Source organism: Streptococcus pseudoporcinus LQ 940-04, assembly GCF_000188035.1.
GTDB classification, from domain to species: domain Bacteria; phylum Bacillota; class Bacilli; order Lactobacillales; family Streptococcaceae; genus Streptococcus; species Streptococcus pseudoporcinus.
Genome location: NZ_AEUY02000005.1, coordinates 1482420 through 1507315, shown reverse-complemented (window position 1 = coordinate 1507315; position 24896 = coordinate 1482420). Strand labels below are relative to the sequence as shown.

The following is a 24896-nucleotide window of genomic DNA, read 5'->3' as shown; positions in this document are numbered from 1 at the left end:
CCTCAAGAGCTTAAAGAGAGATCAAACAGGCTTTGGTTCCCTTCTTTACATTGACTATAAAGAAAATAACCAAATTTTCTTAAAAAAAACTAAACAGACTAACAATTTAACAAATCTACGCTTTTTAGCAAAAAACCTTCCTTCAGAGATAAACACATGTTAAGCAATCAAAAAAAAGAGAAGGGCTAGTTGACTCCTCAAAAGCTAAACTTTTGAGAATTAAGTTCCCTATCTCTTTTCAATTTTAATGATTCAAAAACTGTCTAAATTTCTTATGACATGGAAATTTATTTTCGTTTTTTCTTAGCTTTTTTGATTTTATTAGCTTGACGTTTCATAACCTGCTTCATAGCAAATTCATTAACTTTACCTTTGAGGCCACCACCAAACAGTTGACTCATGTCCATATCGGGCATTGCATTTCCACCCATCATGCCCTCTAATGCTGACATATCGGGTATGTTAGTACCACCACTATTTGGCATGTTTTTTGGCATGCGATTAGGGTCAATTCCCATTTGTTTCATAGCTTTATTCATATCACCAGACATCACCCCTTGCATCATCGCCTTAGCTTGATTGAAGTCTTTGATAAATTTGTTAACATCAACAAAGCTGTTACCAGAACCTGCTGCGATGCGACGACGGCGGCTTGGATTGAGCAGGTCAGGATTTTCCCGCTCTGCTTTTGTCATGGAAGAAACGATGGCACGTTTACGAGCAATTTGCTTCTCATCAATCTTGATATTAGCAAGGGCAGGATTTCCAGCCATACCTGGAATCATTTTTAGTAAATCTTCCATTGGTCCCATATTTTGAACCTGATCCAATTGATCAATAAAATCATTGAAATCAAAGGTATTTTCCCGCATTTTTTCAGCTAATTCAAGTGACTTTTGTTCATCATACTCTTGACTAGCTTTTTCAATTAAGGTTAGAAGATCTCCCATTCCCAAAATCCGACTTGACATCCGGTCCGGGTGAAATGTTTCGATATCGGTGATTTTTTCGCCAGTACCTGTAAATTTTATCGGTTTACCAGTAATTTCGCGAACCGATAAAGCTGCTCCACCACGGGTATCCCCGTCAATCTTGGTTAATACAACACCTGTTATTTCTAATTGTTTGTTGAATTCATCAGCGACATTTGCTGCTTCCTGACCAATCATACTATCAACAACTAGGAGAATTTCATTTGGATTGGCCAGTGCTTTAACATCTCGTAACTCAGTCATGAGTTTCTCATCAATTTGTAGGCGACCTGCTGTATCAATCAGGACATAATCGTTGCGATTTTCCCGCGCTAAAGTAAGACCTTGACGAACAATCTCAACCGCTGGGTAGTCTGTTCCCATATCAAAAACCGGAACATTGATTTGTTGACCTAAGGTTTTTAATTGATCAATGGCTGCAGGACGATAAATATCGGCTGCAATCATCAAGGGACGCGCATTCTCCTCTTTTATCAATTTGTTGGCCAATTTGCCTGCGAAAGTCGTTTTACCAGCTCCTTGTAACCCCACCATCATAATGATTGTTGGGATTTTAGGTGCTTTTTCAATTGTCGCTGTTTCTGACCCCAGGATATCGGTTAACTCTTCATTAACAATTTTGACAATTTGTTGGGTTGGGTCTAAAGTATCAATGATTTCATGACCAACTGCACGTTCACGTACCTGTTTGATAAACGTTTTAACGACTGGTAGGGCGACATCCGCTTCAAGTAAGGCAAGGCGAATTTCTTTAGTGACTTCTTGAACATCCTTCTCAGATAATTTTCTCTTGCCACGAATATTTTTAAAGACGCCCTGTAGACGTTCCGTTAAACTTTCAAAAGCCATAACTACTCCTCTTAATCTCTATTATCAATACTTGTTAATATGGAAATTTTCTCTTGTAAATAACTATCAGCAGGATACTTTGTTATTATCTCATCAAAAATTTCACTACGAACGATATAATCTGAATACATATGTAGTTTCATCTCATAGGTTTCAAGGATCTTTTCTGTTCGCTTGATATTATCATAAACCGCCTGACGACTAACCCCAAATTCCTCTGCAATTTCAGCCAGACTATAGTCGTCAGCATAATAAAGCTCAATATAGTTCATTTGCTTATCGGTTAATAGCGCAGCGTAAAATTCAAAAAGGGCATTCATTCGATTTGTTTTTTCAATTTCCATAATTTTCATTTTACCATATCTTAGTGCATAATAACAGTAGGATATCAGTTAATAGCTGACCTTTATGCCAGGTAAATAAAAAAGAGTTTGTGACCAAACTCTTACTTAATTATTTTCCAGATAGAATTCAAAGCGATCACCAACGTATTGACTGCGCACGTACTCAAATGGATTTCCATTAGTAAAATAGGATACTTGAGTTAAGGCTAGTATGGCATGTCCCCGATTCACTGCTAAATAACCAGCAATCCGTTCACTAGCAGTTTTAGCATAAATAGTTTGACGGCTTTTACCGATTTCATAACCATTAGCTACCAAGGTCTTAAAAAAGTGCTCAGTAATAGCTTCACGCTTAACATCTTTAATAAATTTTTCAGGAATAGAAGCCACTTCGTAGACCAAGGGAACATTGTCAGCGTAACGAATCCGCTCCATCCGAATAACATAATCCGTTGCTTCTAATTGAAGCTCTTTGATCTCTGTATCTGATGCTAATTGCTTTTGATAGGTCAATAGTTTTGAAGAAGGCTTCTTACCTTGAGAATTGACAATCTCAGTAAAGGAAGTTGTTCCTCTCATCTTCTCTTGGACTCTTTGACTAGATACATAGGTGCCGCTTCCGATACGTCTTTCCAAAATACCTTCTTCGACCAATAAGGTGATAGCTTGTCTAAGGGTCATTCGGCTAACCTCAAAATGGTCAGCAAGATCACGCTCGCTTGGAAGACGATCACCAATCGCCCACACTTGGTCATCGATATCTTTTTTTATGGCATCATGAATCTTGATATAAGCTGGTAACATGCTCGCATCTCCCTAGGTATGATTTTATGACTGATATAGATATTATTTTACCATATTCTAAGGAGATTATCTGAGTAATTATGGCAAATAGGCCAATTATTCCACTAGTTAAAAAGAAGAGTCTAAAATTCTTCTCAACGGCTTTTTTCGAATGGTATTCCGAAATACTATTCGAACTTAAGAAATTGCCAAAAACGCTAGAGTTTCTCTGGGAATGGAATGCTGATGCCATTTTCTTAAAAATATGCTACAATTAGTTGAAAACCATTAGTCCAGAATCTAGTGGAAATGAAAGGATTACAATGACTGAAATTTCAATTTTGAAAGACCTTCAAAAAATCATCGTACTTGATTATGGTAGTCAATACAATCAGTTAATTGCTAGACGTATTAGAGAGTTTGGCGTTTTTTCTGAACTAAAGAGCCATAAAATTACTGCTCAAGAACTTCGTGAGCTTAAGCCGATAGGCATTGTCCTATCCGGTGGTCCTAACTCTGTCTATGCAGAAAATTCTTTTGGTATTGATCCAGAAATCTTTGAATTAGGTATCCCGATTCTAGGAATTTGTTATGGTATGCAATTGATTACCCACAAACTTGGTGGGAAAGTACTTCCTGCGGGTCAAGCTGGTCATCGTGAATACGGCCAATCTACCTTAAATCTTCGAACAGAATCTAAATTATTTGCGGATACGCCAGAAGAACAACTAGTTCTTATGAGTCATGGTGATGCCGTTACAGCAATCCCTGAAGGTTTTCACTTAGTAGGTGATTCCGTAGATTGTCCTTATGCTGCTATTGAAGATACCGAAAAGAATATCTATGGGATTCAATTCCATCCTGAAGTAAGACATAGTGTTTATGGAAATGATATCCTTAAAAACTTTGCAATTTTCATTTGTGGTGCTCGGGGTGACTGGTCAATGGACAACTTCATTGAAATGGAAATTGAAAAAATTAGAGAAACAGTTGGAGATAAAAAAGTATTATTGGGCCTTTCTGGTGGTGTCGATTCTTCCGTTGTTGGCGTACTTTTACAAAAAGCTATCGGCGACCAACTGACTTGTATCTTCGTTGATCATGGCCTTCTCCGTAAAGATGAAGGTGATCAAGTAATGGGCATGCTTGGTGGTAAATTTGGTTTAAACATCATTCGTGTGGACGCTAAGGACAGGTTCTTAGATTTATTAGCTGGTGTTGATGATCCGGAGAAAAAACGCAAAATCATCGGAAATGAATTTGTTTATGTTTTTGACGACGAAGCAAGTAAACTAAAAGGGGTAGACTTCCTAGCCCAAGGAACCCTCTATACTGATATTATCGAATCTGGAACAGAAACAGCTGAAACAATTAAATCCCACCATAATGTTGGCGGTCTTCCAGAAGACATGCAATTCCAGTTGATCGAGCCACTTAATACTTTGTTCAAAGATGAGGTGCGTGAGCTTGGAATTGCACTTGGTATGCCTGAGAATATTGTTTGGCGTCAACCATTCCCTGGTCCAGGCTTAGCTATTCGTGTGATGGGGGCTATTACTGAAGAAAAATTGGAAACGGTTCGGGAATCAGATGCTATCCTACGTGAAGAAATTGCCAAAGCTGGCCTTGATCGTGATGTGTGGCAATATTTCACTGTAAATACAGGTGTGCGCTCCGTTGGAGTTATGGGTGATGGTCGTACCTACGACTATACTATTGCTATTCGTGCTATCACTTCAATTGATGGCATGACAGCAGATTTTGCTCAACTTCCATGGGATGTCCTAAAGAAAATCTCAACGCGTATCGTCAATGAAGTTGATCACGTCAACCGTATTGTGTATGATATTACAAGCAAACCACCTGCAACAGTTGAGTGGGAATAGTAGGGAGAGGTGCCTTAATATCATAATTAAGGAGCCTTAAGGTTTCTTTAAGGCTCCTTGATTATATTATAAGCATCCTAATAACCCTTTTCATTTCTCTTAGACTCAAGTCCCAGGACTTGAGTTTTTTTGCTCTAAAAAGCTTTCGGGAACATAGAACTTTGTTTGCTAACAAAGTCATGATATAATAGTAACGATTTATGCAATTTAGGAGATTTATGGAGGATTTATGCAAGAATTATTTCAGATTACTATTATATTAATTTCCAGTTTTTTGGCTATTGAAGCATCAAAAAAGCTAGCGATACCAGCCGTTGTGGGACAGTTATTAGTAGGGATTATCATAGGACCAAGTCTCTTGAACTTAGTCCATCAAGGAGAGATTATTCATTTTCTGTCAGAATTAGGGGTCATCTTACTCATGTTTTTAGCTGGACTTGAAGCTGATTTAGGCTTACTAAAAAGGTATTTAAAACCAAGCTTAGCCGTTGCTATTTCTGGTGTTATCATTCCTGTGGGACTATTTTTTTTGGTCACTAAAATCATGGGATACGAAATGGAGACTTCTATTTTTTACGGTATCGTCTTCGCAGCTACCAGCGTTTCTATAACCGTTGAAGTTCTTCAAGAATATAAAAAAGTTCAAACCAAAACAGGTGCAGTTATTCTCGGTGCAGCTGTGGCTGATGATATTATTGCTGTTCTTCTTTTAAGCTTCTTTGTCTCAAGCATGAAGGGCACTGGATCTAGTAACCATTTAATTTGGCAAATGCTCGGGCAAGCCCTCTTTTTACTATTTTTAATGGTTTTAGTTAAATATATTGTTCCAGCTATTTATCGTCTAACATTTAAGGTTAGTTTCTTTGAAAAGGATAGCTTTTTGGCTCTTTTAATCTGTTTTAGTATGGCTCTATTAGCAACAAGCGTCGGAATGAGTGCTGTTATTGGTTCCTTCTTTGCTGGCCTCGCTATTGGGCAAACTCACAAGGGTGAAGAAATTATGCATGATATTTCGGAACTTTCTTATATGTTCTTTATCCCTATTTTCTTTGCTTCAATAGCACTTCCTTTAAATGTTAATGGTATTCTTTCAAATCTTGGAATTATCCTCTTTTTCACTATTTTAGCTGTTCTTACTAAACTATTGCCTGGCTATTTGGTAGCACGTGGCTTCCAATTTTCTAAAATGGATTCGTTGACAGTTGGTGGAGGTATGGTGAGCCGAGGGGAAATGGCTCTCATTATTGTTCAAATTGGATTAGCTGAAAAATTAATATCTAATCAAATATACTCTACCTTGGTAATAGTTGTTATTTTGTCAACTATTATTGCCCCATTTATTCTAAAAAGGTCATTTAAGTAAAAAGCTTAAAGGCTTTTTTATTTGGGAGGATTATTTAGGTTAACAATAAGATCAGTTTCACTTTTGCTAAACTTATTAATTAATAATTATTAAGTTGATGAGGCTTTATGCAGGAAAAACTTATATTATAAAATTTTCACAAAATTGACATAATTCTTCATTTAAGGTATGCTATAAGATGTTATTATGAAGGAGATAATTGAGATGAATTCAAATGATACAAAATCATTCTTTGGGCATCCTCGTGGGTTGTCCACTCTCTTTTTTACAGAAATGTGGGAAAGATTTTCATACTATGGTATGCGCGCTATTTTACTTTATTATATGTATTATAGTGTCAGTCAAGGCGGTCTAGGTTTTGATAAAGTAACTGCTGCTTCTATTATGGCTATTTATGGTTCCCTGGTTTACCTGTCATCAATTATTGGCGGCTATATTAGTGATAGAATCCTCGGGAGTCGTAAATCGGTCCTCTATGGCGGTATTCTTATCATGTTAGGACATATTGCATTAGCAACACCATTTGGTAAAACAGCACTTTTTGCTTCAATTGCCTTGATCATTTTAGGAACTGGTTTTTTAAAACCTAATGTTTCAGATATGGTTGGTGGTCTGTATGGTGAGAAAGATTTACGTCGTGATGCTGGCTTTAGTATTTTTGTTTTTGGGATTAATCTTGGTGCTTTCATTGCGCCTGCAATTGTTGGTTACCTTGGTCAGGAGATTAACTTCCACTTAGGATTTTCATTAGCAGCTATAGGCATGTTCTTTGGTTTAGTCCAATATGTTCGAGATGGCAAAAAATACCTTTCAGAAGATAGCCTCCATCCAACAGATCCCCTGTCAGATGCTGAGAAACAAAATTTAAAGAAAAAATCCTTAATAGCTGCTATTCTAGTTGTCTTACTAGTGATTATTCTTAAATTACTAAACCTTTTAACCATCAATAGTATTATTAATATCTTTACATTTATTGCTATTGTTATTCCAATCTACTATTTTTTCAAAATTTTAAGTAGTCAAAAAATTTCAAAGACTGAGCGGTCGCGGGTTTGGGCCTATATTCCACTCTTCATTGCCTCAATCCTGTTCTGGTCAATTGAGGAGCAAGGTTCTGTAGTCTTGGCTCTTTTCGCAGATGACCAAACACGTCTCTACTTTAACCTGTTTGGTCAACATATCAACTTCCCATCATCATATTTCCAAAGTATTAACCCATTGTTTATCATGCTTTATGTTCCTTTCTTTGCATGGATTTGGGCGAAATTGGGAAGTAAACAACCCTCTTCACCTAAGAAATTTGCTTATGGATTAATTGCAGCTGGTCTATCCTTTGTTTGGATGATGTTACCAGGTATGTTATTTGGAGTTCATGCTAAGGTTAGTCCAATGTGGTTAATTGTTAGTTGGGCTATCGTCATTGTTGGTGAAATGCTTATTTCTCCAATCGGCCTATCAGTCACAACTAAATTGGCTCCAAAAGCTTTCCAAGCACAAATGATGTCAATTTGGTTCTTGAGTAACGCATCAGCACAAGCTATTAACGCACAAATTGTGAAGTTTTACACTCCGGGAAATGAAGTGGCCTATTATGGTATTGTAGGTACTATAACAATCGTCTTTGGTTTCCTCTTATTCTTCTATGTCCCACGTATCGACAAATTGATGGCTGGTGTAAAATAAAAATAAAGGTCACTCACTTATGAGAGTGGCCTTTTGTTATTGTTTAAAACAGGGTAGCATTATTGCGGGCAGTATACAATCTATTTAGTATAATAGACAATTGTCATCTTTTCATTAACCACTAGTTCAGAACCAGTTTGCCGATAGCCTAGTTTTTTATATAAATGGCAATTTCCTTTTTCTTCTTTAATAGTTGATAGTTGCCAATGATATGAACCGTGACTTTATTCAATTAATTGGAAAGCTTTTTGGGCAAATCCTTGATTTTGATAAGTAGGAAGAATAAAGACTGGCGCAACTCTTTTGGCTTGTTTATTTCTGAAATCCACGACTCTAATCATCCCCAGTGTGGTACTTTCTTTCTTAATATAATAAAAGAGGTCTCTTCTTGGGAAAGTTTTTCTTTTATTTTTCAAGACTTTCCATTGCCGGATTAGTCTTGAAGTCCTGATAATGATTTAGCAATGGCTGAAAGGCAAGCCGTTGCAATAGAAGCACTTCTTTAGCATCTTTAAGTTTAGCAGACCGTAATTCAATCATATGCAGCTATCCTTCTCTTTAATAAGCTTAAATCGTTATCCCTATATCCCCAGCAATTTCTGGTGCAGTCACAGATTGGTTTTCGGGTTTGTTGGCATTATCAATCAGGACCTCGTCATGATCTTTATAGGTTCTTTCTGTTTTGGCTTCAGCAGTCTCAGTCTTCACTTGCTCTTCTCTGACAAGGGCATTATGAATGAACTCTTCTGCTATCTCTTCGATAGTTTTTTGACTAAGTTCCGCTCTTTCTTTAAGCATATCATAGTCAGGGTCATTTAGTTGTGTCCTAATTGTTTTCATAATTTAGTCCTCCCTTTTTTCTTTAGTATACCGTAAAATGTTTAAAAAGGCTCAAAAAAGTATTTTTTGACAATAGGTCTCATTTAAAACTGCTGTTTACTTCTTTATTTCTAGATTTTTTGCTCTCAAAATAGTCTATTTCACCACAGCTAAGTCTCACTTATAGGCTTTCTTATTCCATTGTGACTACTATTCTTATTTTCTTATATTATGCAAAATGAGAATAGTATTAATATGTATCTATTGTTTGAAATTTTGTAATAGCTAGATTTTTCTTTCTTTTACTATTATTGGCAAAAGTCTTTATTTTTAATATAGTTATAATTATTAGATTTTGTGTTGACAAGTAATCCTTCTATTGTATAATAGCCATAGATGCTTTAGGAGGATTACAGCAGATGACCTATTTCACTGGTTTTGGAACTATAATTGATACCCTTTCGATTCTTTTAGCAGGAATTTTTGGAGTGCTTTTTGGTAGGTATTTGAATGAAAGACATCAAAGCGGTTTGACCATGGCTTCAGGTGTTAGTGTTCTATTTATTGGTATTTCTGGAGCTATGCCTGGTATGCTAAAGTTTGCTAACAATAGTATGACCAATGTACATGCTATGCTTGTTGTGGCTTGCTTGTGTTTAGGAAGCTTACTCGGTGAGGTTTTAAATATTGAAGCCTTTTTTGATAAGTTTGGCAACTGGTTAAAAAACAAAACAGGTAGTCATAAAGATCCCGACTTTGTAAATGCTTTCGTGACTGCTACGTTGACAGTCAGTATTGGAGCTATGGCTATTATTGGTCCCATTCAAGATGGTATTTCCAACAACCCGACTACCTTATTGACTAAAAGTGTTTTAGATTTTGTCATTATCATTGTCTTAACGACGACTTTAGGAAGGGGAGCTGTTTTTTCAGCCATTCCTGTATTTTTCTTACAAGGCCTAATCACCATTTTAGCCAAGATCGTACAGCCTTTCATGACTTCTGCAGCCTTAACCAACCTTTCTTTAGTTGGTTCTATCCTTATCTTTTGCGTTGGACTAAATATTATCTGGGGGAAAACAATGCGTGTCGCTAATATGTTGCCTGCACTACTTTTCGCAGCTATAGTAGCCTATTTTTAGATGATTAATTAATAAAAAAATGATAACAATCAATCTTTTCAAAAAGGTTGATTGTTATCATTATATAGCATAGCTTGGCTTAATGAAGCCACCAATAAGGAAATATGGTCAAGGCCAGGAAAAACACGAAAGTGAAAGCCAGTAACTTAAGATACTAGGGGAGACCACTACTTTTCCAATTCTATCTCTTCTATGAATTTTTTGTGGGTGGTCTCAAAGACAGATAAGAGATAAAAAAGAGCAACATAGTCACTCTTTTTAAGCTTATCCTATTAAGGATTTAAAGAATTCAACAATTTGTTGCCAGATACCTTTACCAGTTTCAACGGCTTTTGCAGAGTCGAAATTAAGGTTTATATTTTTAAAAGTTGATCCAGACTTAGAGACAATGGAATCTTTCAATGAATTTAAGGTGGCAGTAAAATGGGAATTACTAATGATACCACTATTAGAGAGATTAACAGCAAAATTCACGATTAAGTTGATTTGATTAGAAGTCATGGCATTTTTCAGGCCATAATTTTTTAAAGTCTCATCAACTATTTTTTTAATCTCTTCCTTAGATAAGCCACTTCCACCCTTAGCTACTGCTGCTTTGATATCCGTCAAAGCAACATTTAGTTTATCAGGATCATAGCCGTTTTTACCAGAATTTTCAGCATTGATACCAGATAAAGTTGATAATTCTTGCTGAGCTAAATTCTTATTTTCTTGTGGAACTTTTGCTCCATTTTCCTCAAGAGAGTAATAAATACCCGCTAATGCAGACTCACCAGTTACTCTGATTGGTGAAGCGATGGTGATATTAGCATGTTCAATACCTAAGGTAACAGCTGCATTACGATACATATCTTGAGTGACCTTGGTAATATTTTCTGGAGTAACAATGGCTACCTTTAGAATGTCGTTAGAGCCTAATTTTTCAATTTTAACAGATGAATACAGTTGAATACTTGAATCATCCGCAATATTCATAATTTTAGCATATGAACTTGTCGTCAACGTTTTCAGCTTTGTATCTTTACCGCTGTTATAGTTCAACAATGATAATGTTTGATCTTTTTGTGCTTGATCAAGTGAGTAACCAAGAACATAGTCAGGTTGTACATAGGCTTCATCAATAACACCTTGAACATTATTTGTAGCAGCAAAAGCAGTCGAAACTATAAAGCTACTAGCTAATGCCGTGACAGTCAGTAATAGTTTTTTCTTAATAGACATGTTTACCTCTTATCCTGTAGATTTAACCTTTTTTCAATATGAGAATAGATTTGAAAAAATCTATTCTCATATTATAACATCTTCTTTGTTAAAAGGTGCATTAAAAACATGCTATAGACTGAGGTCAATTACCATAAATTGATAAACCATTATTAGCTCACCAAAAAATTCTCTTCCCAAAAAGGCTTGGCTTGCTACTATAGAGTACAAACTCCGTTTGAATTACTCGTGAAGCTCTAGCGGTAGTCCGTCTGGATCAAAGAAAAAGGTCATTTTTTCTCCCGTGTAGTCATCATATCTTAGTGGCTCAACCTTAATTTTTTTTGATTTTAATTCCCTAATATAATTTTCGATGTTTTTAACTCGAAAGGCTAAATGTCGCAAGCCACACGCTTCACGCTCATAATCTGGTTGACCAATCCGTTTGAGCGGAGCTTGATATGCGGGGTCTGTGGTTGAGTTTCCAAAGATCTCTAATTCTATATCTCCACATTTTAAATCAAGTTTATAATCATGTCGCTCTGGCCTATGATTTTCACGGATAATGTCAAAGCCCAATTGATTAACGTAAAAATCTTTTGATTTGTCATAATCAGATACAATAATGGCAACATGGTGAACTGCAGAAAGTTTCATCTTTATTCTCCCTTCTTAAATCAAATAAGAGAACAGGGATTTTACCCCCTGTTCTTTAAGTTTATTCAATTGCAACTTGGTTATAAGAATGATTAAAGGCCTTCATAACTGAGTCAGGAGCACCTTTATAGGGCATTTCTCTTTTTAATATGCCTTTAACACAGATTCTTTGTGTAGCCTCTGCATCGGTACAGGTAATAAGAGTAATTTCTTTTGTACCAGGAGTATTATTTAAAACATCAATGCGATCTGGGGCAATAGTTTCTACAGATACGATATCATACTGATAAATTTTTTCCTTATCTGTTACGTAAATCGGCATCCCCACCTTGGCTCGTTCTAAAGGTGAGAATAACATATGAGAGGAACCAGCCATACCAAAAATATGGTGACTAGCCAATGAGTAGTTATTTTCTCCCCCCATAACTTGTTCTTCTTTCATGGTTCCCGCGCCATAAATCAGTTCTGTGTTACCTAATCCCTTAAATATCGGTAAATTGATATCCACATCAGGTATTGCAATACCTCCAATTACAGGAAGCTTTTGGGCTGCCATTTGAGCTTGTAGAACAGTATCTGTTGAAACAGCTTTGACAGAGTTGAAATCAAAAGTACTCTCAGCCTGCTGATTTTTTTTAATAGTCTGTTGAGAGACATGCTGAACTTGGTATTTATTTGAATTCCAAGCAATAATGGTATTGCGGATAGTCTTGTTAAAAAGCAACCCCAAACCAAGGATCAAAAGAAAAGTGGCAAATAAAGTACGGAACTTTGACGACGCACTTTTCTTCCTTTCTTTTCTTGTTCTTCTTCTTGTCATCCTTAATCCTCACTTTTATCTATTGAAGCAGGGGCTATACCTCGACTAGATGCTAGGTCTGAGGTTGATAATTCAGCAAAATCTTTTTCAGCTTCAGGGTCTACCAAGGCAAAGGTCACAATTTTTGAATCCTGATCCAATCGCATGACCTTAACACCCATTGTAGACCTACCTGTTTGAGAAACATCAGCTATGCTAGTTCTTATAATAACACCTTTGTTGGTTATAATCATAATATCCTCATGACCTGTAACAGTCACTAAACCTGCTAATTGACCATTCTTGGCGGTAATATTAGCAGTCTTAATGCCCTTACCTCCACGGCCTTTTGTTGGGTATTCTGTCGCTCTGGTACGCTTACCATAGCCTTTTTCAGTAATAACGAGAACTTCTTGGCTGTCGCTAATCCGTGAAGCACCAATGACTAGATCTCCATCACGAAGTTTAACTCCACGAACCCCCGTCGCTGAGCGTCCCATGTTTCGAATACTTGCTTCTTCGAATCTGACTGAATAGCCTGACTTTGTTCCTATAATGATATCTTCTGAACCGTCAGTTAGCAAGACATTAATTAACTCGTCACCGTCCTTAAGATTTAAAGCACGTAAACCATTCTGCCTAATATTACCAAATTCTGAAGCATTTGTTCGTTTAACCAATCCTTGACGAGTGGTGAAGAAGAAAAATTTATTATCAATGTCTTCTTTGCGCGCATTAATAATAGTTTGTATCGTCTCTTCTTCATCTAATTTCAAAAGGTTGACAATTGGTAGACCTTTAGCTGTTCTACCGTATTCTGGAATCTCATAAGCTTTTAGTCTATAGACACGGCCTTTGTTGGTGAAGAAGAGGAGTGTATCGTGTGTACTTGTTGAAACTAACTCCTTAACAAAGTCATCATCATTAACGCCGGTCCCTTGAACACCTCGGCCGCCACGTTTTTGAGCACGAAATTCATCTTGAGCTAAGCGTTTGATATATCCTTTGTTTGATAAGGTAATCAAAACATCTTCTACTTCAATGAGATCCTCATCTTCAAGTGATAATACTTCACCAACCATTAACTCTGTACGACGAGGATCAGCGTATTTGCGTTTAATCTCGTCCATTTCTTGAATGATGATGGCACTAATTCGATCCGGTTTAGCTAGAATATCAGCTAAGTCGGCTATTAAAGCAATTAAATCATCGTATTCTGATTGGATTTTATCTCTTTCCAATCCCGTCAATCGACGCAAACGCATATCTAAAATAGCCTGGCTTTGTCGTTCAGACAATTGGAAACGACTCATTAATTCGCCTTGGGCTATGATATCTGTTTGACTATTTCGAATAATTGCAATAACTTCATCTAAGTGATCTAGGGCAATCAATAACCCTTCTAAAATATGCGCACGTGCTTCAGCTTTTTCCTTGTCAAAACGAGTTCGGCGAGTAATAACTTCTTTTTGGTGACTGATATAGTTATCAATAATTTGTCTGAGAGTTAAAATTTTTGGGACGCCGTTCTCAATAGCTAACATATTGAAGCTGAAATTAGTTTGTAGGCTTGTTAGCTTAAACAGATTGTTTAGAATAACGTTAGCTGATGCATCACGTTTGACTTCAATAACGAAGCGAACTCCTTCACGGCTGGATTCGTCACGGACTGCGGTAATTCCCTCAATCCGTTTTTCCTGAGCTAGGCGAACAATATGTTCATGAACTTTGGTTTTGTTAACACCATAAGGAAACTCAGTGACTACAATCCGTTCACGACCTGTTTTAGTTAGTTCAATTTCGGTTCGTGAGCGTAAGACAATAGACCCCTTACCAGTATCATAAGCACGGTGAATACCTGAGCGTCCCATAACCAAAGCACCAGTTGGAAAATCTGGTCCCGGTATCACCTCCATCAAGTCCCTAGTTGTACATTCGGGGTGCTCCATCACCATTTTGACAGCGTCAATCGACTCTCCCAAGTTATGGGGGGGAATATTGGTAGCCATTCCAACCGCAATACCAGTAGCACCATTTACCAATAAGTTAGGGAATCGAGCTGGTAAAACGAGTGGTTCACGTTCACTTCCATCATAGTTATCTTGAAAATCAACAGTATTTTTATTAATATCCTTTAGAAGTTCTAGTGCGATCTTACTCATCCGAGCTTCGGTATAACGCTGTGCTGCAGCGCCATCTCCGTCCATAGAACCAAAATTTCCATGACCGTCCACTAGCATGTGACGATATGACCACCACTGTGCCATCCGAACCATAGCCTCGTAAATTGAGGAATCTCCGTGAGGATGATATTTACCCATAACATCACCTGTGATACGGGCAGATTTTTTATGCGGTTTATCTGGGGTGACTCCTAGTTCATTCATGCCATAAAGAATACGACGATGGACAGGTTTTAAACCGTCACGAACATCTGGCAAGGCTCTAGCTACAATGACACTCATAGCATAGTCGATGAAACTCGTTTTCATTTCGCTTGTCAGATTGACGTCAATTAGATTTTTATCTTGCATTTAAGGAATGCTCCTTTTCTAGTCAAACTCTATAACATTATATCATAAAATCCTTATTTTTTCACCTTGGAACCGCTATCAGAAAACTATTTTCATTTTTTCGCTGATTTGAGTGACAAAGTATTCACAAAGTGCTAAAATGAAACTGTACGGGTAATTACCCTACCCTCAAAAAAATTAAGGAGAAGTTTAGACATGACTGTAACTAAACAACACAAAAAAGTTATCTTAGTCGGCGATGGAGCCGTTGGGTCATCATATGCTTTTGCATTAGTAACACAAAATATTGCGCAAGAGCTCGGTATTATCGATATTTTTAAAGAAAAAACTCAAGGAGATGCTGAAGATTTAAGCCATGCCCTTGCCTTCACTTCCCCTAAAAAAATATATGCCGCTGAGTATTCAGACTGTCATGATGCTGATTTAGTTGTCCTTACAGCCGGTGCTCCTCAAAAACCAGGTGAAACTCGTCTTGATTTAGTGGAAAAAAATCTTCGAATCAATAAAGAAGTCGTTTCACAAATTGTTGCTTCTGGTTTTAAGGGTATCTTTCTTGTTGCTGCAAACCCTGTTGATGTTCTGACTTATTCAACTTGGAAATTTTCTGGCTTCCCTAAAGAACGTGTTATTGGATCAGGTACTTCTTTAGACTCTGCACGTTTCCGTCAAGCTCTTGCAGATAAAATCGGAGTTGATGCTCGCTCAGTTCATGCTTACATTATGGGGGAACATGGAGATTCTGAATTCGCTGTTTGGTCACACGCTAACGTTGCTGGGGTAAAATTAGAGCAATGGCTCCAAGATAATCGTGATATTGATGAAACGGGATTGTTAGATATTTTTGTTTCCGTTCGTGATGCAGCTTACTCAATCATTAATAAAAAGGGTGCTACTTTCTATGGTATTGCCGTAGCACTTGCTCGTATCACTAAAGCAATTCTTGACGATGAAAATGCTGTTCTTCCTCTATCTGTCTTCCAAGAAGGCCAGTATGAAGGTGTTAAAGATTGTTACATTGGTCAGCCTGCCATTGTAGGTGCCTATGGTGTTGTTCGTCCGGTTAATATCCCATTGAATGATGCAGAATTACAAAAAATGCAAGCCTCTGCTAAGCAATTAAAAGAAATCATTGATGAGGCTTTTGCAAAAGAAGAATTTGCTTCTGTCGCTAAAAACTAGCCTCTAAAAGCCAAAAGAGACCTTGATAGGGTCTCTTTTTTAGGGTCTTTTCTGATAGCGAAGCATAGCAATACCATCAGTAACAGTTGATTCAATCAGTTGTAACTGATGTTCCACACTACACGTTTTAAATAAAGGTCGCCCTTGACCTAAAATGATGGGAATAATCCCAATAATGTACTGATCAATCAAATCAACCTCAAGTACTGAATGCACCAAATCTGCTCCTCCAAATAACCAAATTGGCCCACCTTCTTCTTGCTTGAGCTCTTTAAGGGTAGCTACTATATCTTTAGAAAAGGAAAGGTTGGGATAATCTGATTTTAAGTCTTGATGGCTAGCAACATAGAAGCTTTTCTTTTGATAGTCTTGGATCTGCTCGATAGGACAATCATCGAGTGATTTTCGTCCCATAACGATGGTATCACAGGAAGCAAAAAAGGCATTATTGTCAAATTGCAAAGCAGTGTCATAAACTTTTGTTCCATGTCCTTCAATCCAATCATAAGAACCATCTGTTCGAGCGATAAAACCATCTAAACTCATAGCTATATTTAAAATTAGGGGTCTCATCTTTCCTCCTTAAAAAGTGTCCCTTTTGTGGGGACACTTTTTTATCTCCTATGTAACCTAGTTTATTCTGCACTTAAAGCAGCCATTGTGATGTAATTATAAGGTTTATTGAAGTGAGGTAAGAAGAAAATATCCATTAGAGATAATTTTTCAATGGTCACTTTTTCTTGAATAGCTAATGAGAACATATGGATTCCCATTGAGATATCTTCTCTTGAAACCATTTGACAACCTAGAACAACCCGACTGTCTTTATCGTAAATAATCTTGATTGCTACTTCATGATTCCCATGCTTGATAAATTCTGGTTTTTGTAAATCGTTATAGCTCGCTTCCAAAGCATTATAACCGGCTTCCTTTGCCTTTTCTAGGGTTAAACCAGTTGAAACCATGTTCAGGCCATAAATTGAAATACCATTTGATCCTTGAACACCTGCTCCTTCCAGCTCATGTCCACAGGCATTATGAGCAGCAACTATCCCTGTACGCACAGCATTTGATGCTAAGGCAATGTAGTTAATATCATCTCTTGCATTATCGTAAATAGTTGCACAATCTCCAATAGCATAAACGTCTTTTATGCTGGTTTCTTGTTTTTTATCAACAATCCATGCTCCATTACGGAAGGTATCTAATTGATCACGTCCTAAGTCGGTATTTGGACGGAAACCAACTGCCATGATAACCATATCAACATCAAAACTATCTTTATCAGTTACGAGACGTTCTACTTTCCCATCTCCTTCAACAGCTTGCACAGCCTGTCCAAATGCTAATTGGATACCGTGCTCTTCAAGGTTTTTACTCATTAAATCGGTGAAATCACGGTCATAGTAGCCACCCATGCATGTTTCAGCAATATCAACAAGGATGACCTCTTTTCCTTTCCGCTGGAAGGCTTCTGCCAGTTCAACGCCAATATAACCTGCACCAACTACTGCTACACGGTTAATCCCTGGTTTTTCTAACTTTTCAATAACATCAGATGAATTTTGGTAAAGTTTAACAAATTGTAAGTTTTCTAAAGTTGCTTTAAATTCTCTTGATCCCTCAAGGATCTCAACCCCTTTAATTGGTGGAATAATCGGCTGTGATCCGGTTGCAAGAATTAACTTATCATAATTTTCAACATGTTCTTGGCCATTTACTAGAGCTGTAACCTCTTTTTTGTCATAATCAATATTTAAAACTGGTGACTCCATATAAACTTTAGCACCCATGGCTTCTAGTTGTTCTTTATCAGAGTAAAAGAGACCTTCTGGGCCATCAATTTGCTCACCAATCCATAATGCCATTCCACAACCAAGAAATGAAATATTTGAATTCTGATCAAAAGTGACAATCTCATTTTCTAATCCATAGTTGGAGAGCATAGTCTTTATTGCAGCTGTTCCTGCATGATTTGTTCCAACAACGACGATTTTACTCATATCTATTTGTTCCTCATTTCACAATATTTTATGTTAGGATTACATTATAGCATAGCTAAAAATCGCTTCCAAAGAATTTGCTTACAGATTGTTAGTCCATTCACAAAAGTAAAATTGTCTCAAAATCCTAATATACGGGCTTTTCTAAAGGGTTTACCTTTTTATTGCCTCAAAATCTCAGTATGTTTGTGAAATAACAAACGATAGGAGAAATTATTAATATTTATTTGTGAAAAACCGAACAGATTACATTTATGTAAAAAAACACTTCTAAAGAAAATCAGAAGTGTTAGAAAATTTAATCTTACTAAAATTTTGAAAATAGTTTAATGAGGTATAAATTAAAGTGAACTTCGCGTGAATAGTAGAAATTTCCTCCATTTTTATACAATTGCCCCCCTGAAATAATAGCCAGGGGATGATAATAGATATAAGTTTCTCCTGTGGTGTTACCAAGACTCGGAGCAACGACCTCTTTTGAATATTTTTTAGCCAGTGCTAAAGAGTTTTCGCCGCCATTTTGAGCAACATAATGGATATAGTTTGTGCCAAAGTTATAAGCTTGAATAGCTGTCCACGAATCCACTCCAGCATCTTCAGCTAATTGTAAATTTTCTGACAAAAGTTTAATGCCATGTTTAATTGAAACTTGACTATCTGTTATGGAATTAGTCGTCCCGCTACTACTTTCACTTGATTGCATAACATCAGCTGATCCACCTTTAGTTTCAGTATAAATCATAGCCAGAACTAAATTAAGATTCGTATCGGTATCATGTTGAGCTAAGGTTTTTTCGACCATAGGTTTATAGCGCATAACATTTTTTACATTCTGATGAGTAACATAGATTTGAAAGATAGAAAAAATTAGAAAGACTAAGAGAATGACTCGCTTTAAAAATTTTAACATTTATTTATTTTTGATATCCTCTATATTTTTAATTAGTATAGAATAGGTTCCGTCATTATTCATGATAAATTCAACCGAATCAGCATCTTGATAAATTGCATTTGGAACTGTTAATTCAATACCATTGGACAATGATAATTTCTGACTCTCCAACTTTTTGAGTTGTCGTGTATGGTCAATATCACTAATTTTAATAGGTTCTGGTATAGTTTCTTTTACTTGATCTACAAATGTTAAGCGTGCCGTCAAGTTATTATCAAATAGTTGATCAGCTAACTTTTCGGGGGATAGGTGATCACCATCTTCAAGATTTTTTGAAATAGCCGATTTCATTTTTGATTGGAAAATAAAATCATCTTGATTGAAATTTTCTGCTATTTTCTGTGCGGTTTGTTCAATAACCTTGATTGACTTTTTCACAGACTGTTCTGGCTGAACCTTTAATAAGGTTTCCGAAAAATAGTTTGAAAAACTACCGTTATGTTTAACCCTTTTCTCAATCAGATAATAATCATTACTTTCAAGGTTGATCACCAGAGCTTCATCAGGCGTTTGTGTTGCACTGGGTAAGTTATTTTGGGTAATACTTAATGGATTTTCTTCTGAAATATTGGTATGAGCAAAAGATTCTTTAAGAGTAATCCTTAAAAAAGCAAAATAGGCTTGTCCGTCCTTTTCAAAACTAATAAAAACTAAATCATTGGTTTTTTGATTTTCCGATATAACAAAGGCTTCTTTCCATGCTTGAGCGACCGCCTTACTGCTATTTAAAAAATCATCGCTTATTAATTGACGAAAAGTATTCGCATCAGTTATCTGACCTCGTTTTGCTTCATCTGAGAAAACTTTTGCTAATTTTTTGCGGAAATACTCATCAATCCGAGGCGTAATACTGAGTTCATTATCATTAAAGAATAAGTCGGTATCATTCGGTGAAAATTGATGAATAATTAATTTACGTATATAAATATCTAACATCTTATCAGTTTCTATACAATGGGAAGCGATCGGTAATAGATCGAACTTCTTGACGCACTTCGTCTAAAAGAGTTTGATCCTGATGGTTAACAAGTGCTTTTATGATTAGGTGAGCAATGGCTTTACTTTCTTCTAGCCCCATACCCCGACTTGTAATGGCAGCACAGCCAATACGGATACCAGAGGTTTTAAAAGGTGACAACGTTTCAAAAGGAATTGAATTCTTATTGAGAGTAATATTGACCTCATCTAAAAGATTTTGAGCCATTTTTCCGCTTTCGATGACTTTTGTGACATCTACTAAGAAAACATGATTATCCGTCCCGCCAGAGATCAGTCGAAAGCGTTCGTCTTCAGCGAAAACTTGCGCCATTGCTGATGTGTTGGCAATAATATTTTTAGCATAGTCAGTAAAAGCAGGGTCTAAGGCTTCTTTGAAAGATACAGCTTTTGCAGCTATAACGTGCTCAAACGGACCACCTTGCAAACCAGGGAAAACAGCAGAATTGATTTTCTTAGCAAGGTCTTCATTATTAGTTAAAATCAAGCCCCCACGTGGTCCCCGCAAGGTTTTATGCGTTGTTGATGTTGTCACATCAGCAAAAGGTACCGGGTTTGGATGAAGACCTGTTGCTACTAGACCTGCGATATGGGCCATATCAACCATTAAATAAGCCCCGACTTGGTCAGCAATTTGACGGAATTTTTCAAAATCAATTATCCGAGAATATGCTGAAGCTCCCGCAACAATTAAGCTAGGCTGCACTTTTTTTGCTTGTTCTAAAATTGCATCATAGTCAAGCATTTCTGTTTCAGGGTCAACAGAATAACCCACAAAATGATACATTTTACCCGAAAAGTTAACTGGTGACCCATGCGTTAAATGACCGCCTGCAGCTAAGTCCATACCTAATACGGTGTCTCCTGCTTCAATTAAAGCCATGTAGGCTGCTGCATTAGCTTGACTGCCTGAATGTGCTTGAACATTAGCAAATTTAGCCCCGAAGAGTTTTTTAGCGCGTTCAATAGCTAAATTCTCAACGGTATCAACGCAATCTGTTCCTCCGTAATAACGTTTACCAGGATATCCTTCAGCATACTTGTTTGTTAAAAGAGAGCCTTGTGCTTTCATTACAGCCTTAGAAACAATATTTTCCGAAGCAATTAATTCAATAGTGTGCTCTTGCCTTTCTTCTTCAGCATGAATAGCTTCCCATAATTCTGGATCAAACGCTTCATAATTATCCTTATCAAAAATCATTTTTTCTCCTTATTTTAAATCTGAATTGATTATTCAAAAACAATCCTACTAATCTTAGCTTGGATATGGGCAGCACTTATACTCCCTTGTCTTAAAATTTTGGCTTTAGAGCCAGACAAGTCAATAATAGTTGAATCTTCTCCTGTTAGGAACTGATCATCTTCGTAACCTTCTACTTGATTATGAAAAGCTCTTATGATATCAGCGTAACGGCGGCCACTTTGACTGCCTGATAAATTGGCAGAAGGTCCAATCAGAGGTCCCGCTAACCTTATTAATTGAGCTGTTACAGGATGTTTTGGTAGACGAAAACCAACGGTATCTTTACCAGAATTAATCCAAAAAGGGACACGATCATTGGCTTTCAAAATAATAGTTAATGGACCAGGTAAAAAAGCATCATACAATTCCTTTAAGTAAGCAGGTTGGTCCTTAGAATAATCTAGGATAGCTTGATAATCTGCTACATTCAAATTCATGGCTTTCTCTCTTGGCCGCTGTTTGAGGGCATAAACCTTATTTACAGCTTGCTCATCCATAGCCTTAGCAAATAAACCATACACTGTTTCAGTCGGTAAAATTAATGCCCCTCCATTTTCAATAATTGATTTTAGGTTATCCATTATCAATAATTACCATACGATCCTTTCCGTAACAGTCTTGTTTAAGGCGAAACCTTTTTTCTGGGAAATTGGTTTTGACTAAGTCAAAAAGGGCCTGTCCCTGCTTATAACCAATTTCAAAGTATAGTTTCCCCTGTGGCGATAAGTATTGCTCTGCTTGTTCTAAAATGGATCGATAAATTGCAAGGCCTTCTTCTTCTGCAAAAAGGGCCAAATGCGGCTCGGAAGCTAAAACATTGCGTCCTACCTCTTCCTTATCAGCAAAAGCAATATAAGGAGGATTGGAGACAATGATATCAAATTTTCCTGAAAGAGAACTAAAAAGATCCGACTGGCTAAACATAATGTCTGTTCCATTCTTTAAAGCATTGATTTGAGCAACCTCAAGGGCTTCCAGAGAAATATCGGAAGCTGTTACTTTCCAGCTTGGTCTTTCTTTTTTGAGGCTGATGGCAATAGCACCGCTACCAGTACCAATGTCTAAAAGCTGAAGGTCATGTCTCTTGTTCTCCGCAAGAATCAGCTCCACAAGTTCCTCTGTCTCAGGGCGCGGAATTAAAACAGACTCGTTAACAGTCAGAATCAACTCACGAAAATAGGCTTTGCCGGTGATGTATTGAGGAGATCGTCCTCTATATAATTGCTCAAAAATAGATTTTAGAAGTACCTGGTCTTCAGCAGTTATTTGTTTATTTTGGTGTAGTAAAAAGTCCAGAAGGGACCATTCTTTCACTTCTCTGAAAACATAGGACAAGTTTTCAGGATCGTCACCAATTTGGGCTAATGCATGCTCATATTCTGTTATTTGGCTGGCATAATTCATTACTTGTTTAAAGATTCTAGTTTCTGGGTTTGATCATACATAATCAAAGCATCAACAATTTCGTCCATTTTACCAGAAAGAATCGTATCTAATTTTTGAAGGGTTAATCCAATACGATGATCTGTCACACGATTTTGTGGGAAGTTGTATGTTCTGATACGTTCAGATCGATCTCCCGTACCAATAGTTGATTTACGTTCTGCATCTTGTTCATCCTGAGCAATTTGGGCAAAATGGTCTGCTACACGAGCTCGAATGATCTTCATTGCCTTGTCTCGGTTTTTCTGTTGCGTCCGCTCCTCTTGCATCTCAACTTTAATATTAGTAGGAATGTGAACAATGCGGACAGCTGTCGCTACTTTATTGACATTCTGTCCACCTGCACCTGATGCATGGTAGATGTCAACCCGTAAATCTTTAGGGTCAATCTCGTATTCGACGTCTTCAATTTCAGGCATAACAAGAACTGTAGCTGTTGATGTATGAACACGCCCCTGACTCTCTGTAACGGGGACGCGTTGGACACGATGTGCACCTGATTCATACTTTAATTTAGAATAAACCGATTGACCTGAAACCATTGCAACAACTTCTTTAATTCCCCCTACCCCATTGTAGGAAGCTTCCATGACTTCAAACCGCCAACCTTGACTCTCAGCAAACTTTTGGTACATAACCAGCAGATCCCCTGCAAAAAGAGCCGCTTCATCACCACCTGCTGCACCTCGAATTTCTAAGATAATATTTTTATCATCGTTTGGATCCTTAGGCAAGAGAAGAATCTTCAATTTTTCCTCATATTCCTCTTTAGCAGCTTTTGATTCTTTTAGCTCCTCTTTAGCCATTTCTTCAATCTCAGAATCCCCGCCAGACTCTTTAATCATCTCTTCTGCGTCAGCAATGGACTGAATGATCTCTTTGTACTGGCGATAAGCAGTTACGGTATCTCTAGTGCTTGCTTCTTCTTTAGATAATTGCATAAAACGTTTCGTGTCCGAAACAACTTCTGGATCACTTAGGAGTTCACCTAATTCCTCATAACGGTCTTCTAGAGATTGCAACTGATCATAAATATTCATTTTAGTTTTTCTCCTTTAGTTTTGGTCTAGTGGTGGATGGAAGTAATGCTTGCGGCAAACAGGTATATAGCTTTCATTGCCTCCAATTTGAATCTGCTCACCTTCATAGATAGGTTTTCCATCTTTCATTCGTAATTGCATAATAGCCTTTTTGCTACAATATTGACAAATTGTCTTAATCTCATCAATTTTATCAGCTAGGAGTAAGAGGTATTTTGACCCTTCAAAGAGCTGGTTCTGGAAATCATTTTTTAACCCAAATGCCATAACGGGAACATGGAGTTCGTCAACAACCCGTGCCAAGTCATAAACATTGGCCTTGCTTAAAAACTGACATTCATCAATCAAAACACAATAAGGTTTTGTATCCAAATTAGCGATATAAGCAAAAATATCCATATCATCAGAAATGGGTACTGCTTTTCTTTTCATACCAATACGACTTGAAACTAAACCAAAACCATCACGAGTATCCAAGGCACTCGTCATGATGACAACAGGTTTATTCTGCTCTTCGTAGTTGTGAGCTACTTTTAAAATTTCAATGGATTTTCCAGAATTCATCGTCCCATATTTATAGTATAATTGAGCCAAACTGGGGTCCCTACCTTCTTTATTTATCTAAACTATTCTACCACAAATGAAGCCATTTGGCGATTGCAATTGCCCCTAAATATCATTTGACTTGGTGCTTTTTAAGGTGAATGATATTGTAAATCTATAACTTTCCTATGCAATTCTGATAGAAAATGGTAAAATAAGAAAAAATGTGAGGAGAACATAATAATGCCATTTATCACAATTGATTTATTTGAAGGTCGTAGTCAAGAACAAAAAAATGAGCTAGCTCGCGAAGTGACTGAAGTCGTTGCGCGTATTGCCCAAGCACCCAAAGGAAATATCCACGTTTTTATAAATGATTTACCAGAAGGAACTTATTATCCCCAAGGTGAAATGAAACGAAAATCATAGATTCTTTAGGGTCAAAT

25 protein-coding genes are annotated in these 24896 nt (G+C 37.1%); 6 read left to right on the top strand and 19 right to left on the bottom strand.

The window, feature by feature from the left end; all coding sequences use genetic code 11:
• Window positions 1-287 precede the first annotated feature (287 nt).
• The 3 genes from ffh to STRPS_RS08745 all read right to left on the bottom strand — a co-directional run bounded on the left by ffh (window position 288) and on the right by STRPS_RS08745 (window position 2989).
• Window positions 288-1841 carry a signal recognition particle protein gene (gene ffh / locus STRPS_RS08755; RefSeq protein WP_007891501.1) on the bottom strand — a complete coding sequence of 518 codons (1554 nt, stop codon included), beginning with the start codon at window positions 1839-1841 and terminating at the stop codon, window positions 288-290.
• An 11-nt stretch (window positions 1842-1852) separates the two neighbouring features.
• Window positions 1853-2185 carry a putative DNA-binding protein gene (locus tag STRPS_RS08750; RefSeq protein WP_007891294.1) on the bottom strand — a complete coding sequence of 111 codons (333 nt, stop codon included), beginning with the start codon at window positions 2183-2185 and terminating at the stop codon, window positions 1853-1855.
• A 105-nt stretch (window positions 2186-2290) separates the two neighbouring features.
• Window positions 2291-2989 (bottom strand): GntR family transcriptional regulator, encoded by a 699-nt coding sequence (locus tag STRPS_RS08745; RefSeq protein ID WP_007891411.1) that lies wholly within the window; start codon window positions 2987-2989, stop codon window positions 2291-2293.
• A gap of 302 nt (window positions 2990-3291) precedes the next feature.
• Between STRPS_RS08745 and guaA the strand changes: the two genes are divergently transcribed.
• From guaA to STRPS_RS08730, 3 genes are all read left to right on the top strand, one after another.
• Window positions 3292-4854, top strand: coding sequence for a glutamine-hydrolyzing GMP synthase (guaA, locus tag STRPS_RS08740; protein ID WP_007891288.1), 1563 nt, complete (start codon window positions 3292-3294; stop codon window positions 4852-4854).
• Between the two features lie 229 nt (window positions 4855-5083).
• Window positions 5084-6217 carry a cation:proton antiporter gene (locus STRPS_RS08735; protein WP_007891242.1) on the top strand — a complete coding sequence of 378 codons (1134 nt, stop codon included), beginning with the start codon at window positions 5084-5086 and terminating at the stop codon, window positions 6215-6217.
• Window positions 6218-6421: 204 nt separating this feature from the next.
• The gene (locus tag STRPS_RS08730) at window positions 6422-7900 is read left to right on the top strand and encodes a peptide MFS transporter (protein ID WP_007891498.1); all 1479 of its coding nucleotides are present in this window, start codon (window positions 6422-6424) and stop codon (window positions 7898-7900) included.
• 224 nt (window positions 7901-8124) lie between these two features.
• Here the strand turns inward: STRPS_RS08730 and STRPS_RS08725 are convergent, their stop codons facing one another.
• The 3 genes from STRPS_RS08725 to STRPS_RS08720 are packed head-to-tail and all read right to left on the bottom strand — an operon-like array spanning window position 8125 to window position 8740.
• On the bottom strand, window positions 8125-8316 hold the full coding sequence (locus tag STRPS_RS08725; protein ID WP_037598952.1) for a hypothetical protein: 192 nt from the start codon (window positions 8314-8316) through the stop codon (window positions 8125-8127).
• Window positions 8306-8440, bottom strand: a complete 135-nt coding sequence (locus STRPS_RS10895) for a hypothetical protein (RefSeq protein ID WP_007891298.1) — start codon at window positions 8438-8440, stop codon at window positions 8306-8308. The genes STRPS_RS08725 and STRPS_RS10895 overlap by 11 nt, the downstream gene beginning before the upstream one ends.
• Window positions 8441-8467: 27 nt before the next feature.
• Window positions 8468-8740 (bottom strand): hypothetical protein, encoded by a 273-nt coding sequence (locus STRPS_RS08720; protein ID WP_007891209.1) that lies wholly within the window; start codon window positions 8738-8740, stop codon window positions 8468-8470.
• Window positions 8741-9138: 398 nt separating this feature from the next.
• Here STRPS_RS08720 and STRPS_RS08715 point away from each other — a divergent pair, with 398 nt between their 5' ends.
• The gene (locus STRPS_RS08715) at window positions 9139-9861 is read left to right on the top strand and encodes a DUF554 domain-containing protein (protein ID WP_007891177.1); all 723 of its coding nucleotides are present in this window, start codon (window positions 9139-9141) and stop codon (window positions 9859-9861) included.
• Window positions 9862-10125: 264 nt separating this feature from the next.
• Here STRPS_RS08715 and STRPS_RS08710 read toward each other — a convergent pair whose 3' ends face one another.
• The 4 genes from STRPS_RS08710 to gyrA all read right to left on the bottom strand — a co-directional run bounded on the left by STRPS_RS08710 (window position 10126) and on the right by gyrA (window position 15051).
• Window positions 10126-11082, bottom strand: coding sequence for a DUF1002 domain-containing protein (locus STRPS_RS08710; RefSeq protein ID WP_007891350.1), 957 nt, complete (start codon window positions 11080-11082; stop codon window positions 10126-10128).
• A gap of 222 nt (window positions 11083-11304) precedes the next feature.
• Window positions 11305-11718: an SMU1112c/YaeR family gloxylase I-like metalloprotein gene (gene gloA2 / locus STRPS_RS08705; RefSeq protein ID WP_007891478.1), complete on the bottom strand. Its 414-nt coding sequence runs from the start codon at window positions 11716-11718 to the stop codon at window positions 11305-11307.
• Between the two features lie 61 nt (window positions 11719-11779).
• The gene (locus STRPS_RS08700; protein ID WP_007891373.1) at window positions 11780-12538 is read right to left on the bottom strand and encodes a class A sortase; all 759 of its coding nucleotides are present in this window, start codon (window positions 12536-12538) and stop codon (window positions 11780-11782) included.
• A 2-nt stretch (window positions 12539-12540) separates the two neighbouring features.
• Window positions 12541-15051, bottom strand: a complete 2511-nt coding sequence (gene gyrA / locus STRPS_RS08695) for a DNA gyrase subunit A (RefSeq protein ID WP_007891193.1) — start codon at window positions 15049-15051, stop codon at window positions 12541-12543.
• 195 nt (window positions 15052-15246) lie between these two features.
• On the opposite strand from gyrA, the gene STRPS_RS08690 reads away from it, so the two are divergent.
• Window positions 15247-16230, top strand: coding sequence for an L-lactate dehydrogenase (locus tag STRPS_RS08690; protein WP_007891460.1), 984 nt, complete (start codon window positions 15247-15249; stop codon window positions 16228-16230).
• A gap of 39 nt (window positions 16231-16269) precedes the next feature.
• On the opposite strand, the gene STRPS_RS08685 is transcribed toward STRPS_RS08690, so the two are convergent.
• From STRPS_RS08685 to STRPS_RS08645, 9 genes are all read right to left on the bottom strand, one after another.
• Entirely contained in the window at window positions 16270-16803 is a 534-nt protein-coding gene (locus STRPS_RS08685) for a dihydrofolate reductase family protein (RefSeq protein WP_007891261.1), read from the bottom strand.
• Between the two features lie 62 nt (window positions 16804-16865).
• Entirely contained in the window at window positions 16866-18233 is a 1368-nt protein-coding gene (gene nox, locus STRPS_RS08680) for a H2O-forming NADH oxidase (protein WP_007891345.1), read from the bottom strand.
• 307 nt (window positions 18234-18540) lie between these two features.
• The gene (locus STRPS_RS08675; RefSeq protein ID WP_037598950.1) at window positions 18541-19143 is read right to left on the bottom strand and encodes a lysozyme family protein; all 603 of its coding nucleotides are present in this window, start codon (window positions 19141-19143) and stop codon (window positions 18541-18543) included.
• Window positions 19144-20121 carry a nucleoid-associated protein gene (locus tag STRPS_RS08670; RefSeq protein ID WP_007891301.1) on the bottom strand — a complete coding sequence of 326 codons (978 nt, stop codon included), beginning with the start codon at window positions 20119-20121 and terminating at the stop codon, window positions 19144-19146.
• 4 nt (window positions 20122-20125) lie between these two features.
• The gene (gene glyA, locus STRPS_RS08665; protein ID WP_007891505.1) at window positions 20126-21382 is read right to left on the bottom strand and encodes a serine hydroxymethyltransferase; all 1257 of its coding nucleotides are present in this window, start codon (window positions 21380-21382) and stop codon (window positions 20126-20128) included.
• A gap of 29 nt (window positions 21383-21411) precedes the next feature.
• Window positions 21412-22005 (bottom strand): L-threonylcarbamoyladenylate synthase, encoded by a 594-nt coding sequence (locus tag STRPS_RS08660; RefSeq protein WP_007891164.1) that lies wholly within the window; start codon window positions 22003-22005, stop codon window positions 21412-21414.
• A complete protein-coding gene (prmC, locus tag STRPS_RS08655) occupies window positions 21998-22828 on the bottom strand; it encodes a peptide chain release factor N(5)-glutamine methyltransferase (protein WP_007891333.1) in 831 nt (276 codons plus the stop codon). Before prmC ends, STRPS_RS08660 begins: the two co-directional genes overlap by 8 nt.
• A complete protein-coding gene (gene prfA / locus STRPS_RS08650; protein WP_007891286.1) occupies window positions 22828-23907 on the bottom strand; it encodes a peptide chain release factor 1 in 1080 nt (359 codons plus the stop codon). Before prfA ends, prmC begins: the two co-directional genes overlap by 1 nt.
• Window positions 23908-23922: 15 nt before the next feature.
• Window positions 23923-24501, bottom strand: a complete 579-nt coding sequence (locus STRPS_RS08645; RefSeq protein WP_007891456.1) for a thymidine kinase — start codon at window positions 24499-24501, stop codon at window positions 23923-23925.
• Window positions 24502-24693: 192 nt separating this feature from the next.
• On the opposite strand from STRPS_RS08645, the gene STRPS_RS08640 reads away from it, so the two are divergent.
• Window positions 24694-24879 (top strand): 4-oxalocrotonate tautomerase, encoded by a 186-nt coding sequence (locus tag STRPS_RS08640; RefSeq protein ID WP_007891458.1) that lies wholly within the window; start codon window positions 24694-24696, stop codon window positions 24877-24879.
• Window positions 24880-24896 lie beyond the last annotated feature (17 nt).

Coding starts and splice junctions, on each gene's coding strand:
- ffh (WP_007891501.1), bottom strand. CDS start 1,841: ATGGCTTTTGAAAGTTTAACGGAACGTCTACAGGGCGTCTTTAAAAAT.
- STRPS_RS08750 (WP_007891294.1), bottom strand. CDS start 2,185: ATGGAAATTGAAAAAACAAATCGAATGAATGCCCTTTTTGAATTTTAC.
- STRPS_RS08745 (WP_007891411.1), bottom strand. CDS start 2,989: ATGTTACCAGCTTATATCAAGATTCATGATGCCATAAAAAAAGATATC.
- guaA (WP_007891288.1), top strand. CDS start 3,292: ATGACTGAAATTTCAATTTTGAAAGACCTTCAAAAAATCATCGTACTT.
- STRPS_RS08735 (WP_007891242.1), top strand. CDS start 5,084: ATGCAAGAATTATTTCAGATTACTATTATATTAATTTCCAGTTTTTTG.
- STRPS_RS08730 (WP_007891498.1), top strand. CDS start 6,422: ATGAATTCAAATGATACAAAATCATTCTTTGGGCATCCTCGTGGGTTG.
- STRPS_RS10895 (WP_007891298.1), bottom strand. CDS start 8,440: ATGATTGAATTACGGTCTGCTAAACTTAAAGATGCTAAAGAAGTGCTT.
- STRPS_RS08720 (WP_007891209.1), bottom strand. CDS start 8,740: ATGAAAACAATTAGGACACAACTAAATGACCCTGACTATGATATGCTT.
- STRPS_RS08715 (WP_007891177.1), top strand. CDS start 9,139: ATGACCTATTTCACTGGTTTTGGAACTATAATTGATACCCTTTCGATT.
- STRPS_RS08710 (WP_007891350.1), bottom strand. CDS start 11,082: ATGTCTATTAAGAAAAAACTATTACTGACTGTCACGGCATTAGCTAGT.
- gloA2 (WP_007891478.1), bottom strand. CDS start 11,718: ATGAAACTTTCTGCAGTTCACCATGTTGCCATTATTGTATCTGATTAT.
- STRPS_RS08700 (WP_007891373.1), bottom strand. CDS start 12,538: ATGACAAGAAGAAGAACAAGAAAAGAAAGGAAGAAAAGTGCGTCGTCA.
- gyrA (WP_007891193.1), bottom strand. CDS start 15,051: ATGCAAGATAAAAATCTAATTGACGTCAATCTGACAAGCGAAATGAAA.
- STRPS_RS08690 (WP_007891460.1), top strand. CDS start 15,247: ATGACTGTAACTAAACAACACAAAAAAGTTATCTTAGTCGGCGATGGA.
- STRPS_RS08685 (WP_007891261.1), bottom strand. CDS start 16,803: ATGAGACCCCTAATTTTAAATATAGCTATGAGTTTAGATGGTTTTATC.
- nox (WP_007891345.1), bottom strand. CDS start 18,233: ATGAGTAAAATCGTCGTTGTTGGAACAAATCATGCAGGAACAGCTGCA.
- STRPS_RS08675 (WP_037598950.1), bottom strand. CDS start 19,143: ATGTTAAAATTTTTAAAGCGAGTCATTCTCTTAGTCTTTCTAATTTTT.
- STRPS_RS08670 (WP_007891301.1), bottom strand. CDS start 20,121: ATGTTAGATATTTATATACGTAAATTAATTATTCATCAATTTTCACCG.
- glyA (WP_007891505.1), bottom strand. CDS start 21,382: ATGATTTTTGATAAGGATAATTATGAAGCGTTTGATCCAGAATTATGG.
- STRPS_RS08660 (WP_007891164.1), bottom strand. CDS start 22,005: ATGGATAACCTAAAATCAATTATTGAAAATGGAGGGGCATTAATTTTA.
- prmC (WP_007891333.1), bottom strand. CDS start 22,828: ATGAATTATGCCAGCCAAATAACAGAATATGAGCATGCATTAGCCCAA.
- prfA (WP_007891286.1), bottom strand. CDS start 23,907: ATGAATATTTATGATCAGTTGCAATCTCTAGAAGACCGTTATGAGGAA.
- STRPS_RS08640 (WP_007891458.1), top strand. CDS start 24,694: ATGCCATTTATCACAATTGATTTATTTGAAGGTCGTAGTCAAGAACAA.